The sequence below is a fragment of the Microbacterium petrolearium genome, assembly GCF_054782875.1.
On sequence record NZ_BAAGRQ010000101.1, the window covers coordinates 1 to 526 of the forward strand.

Here is a 526-nt window from a genome sequence, read left to right on the forward strand (position 1 = left end):
CTCGGGGATGCCGACGAACTGGATGCCCGGGTACGGCACCTCGTGCGCCATCGTGGCCTCCGGGGTGGCCCCGTTCATCGACTCGAGGGTCGCGTCGGCGTAGGCGCGCGAGATCTGTGCGGGCGTGCGACCGGCGGTCACCCAGTAGTCGAGCTGCCTCGTCGACTCGGCGTGCCACTCGGTGCGGTTGCGGGCGAACGTCGCCCGCCCGATCGCCGGGTCGTGCCACAGGAACCCGTACCCGGCGCTCGACATCACGAACGGCACGCTCGCCTGGGAGTTGCGGTGCGCCAGCTCGAACGTGGAACCCTTCAGGTCCAGCACGTGCTGCTGGTACTGGCCCATCCCGTACAGCTTCTCGGCCGGGTCGGACTCGAACGACGCCGTGAGCGTGTGCCCGTCGTCGCCCAGCCGCGGGCGAAAGTTCCGGGCGCGGAGCTGGAGCGAACCACCGCGGTCGATCTCGCGCAGCAGCAGCCGGCCCTCGGCGTCGTAGAAGGCGAGCTCGCAGTGCGACACCTCGTAG

The 526-nt window shown here is 70.5% G+C and carries 1 pseudogene; it reads right to left on the bottom strand.

Annotation, left to right across the window (positions count from 1 at the left end):
* Positions 1 to 526, bottom strand: a pseudogene (locus ACYVJ0_RS13830) (hypothetical protein); the annotation flags it as partial.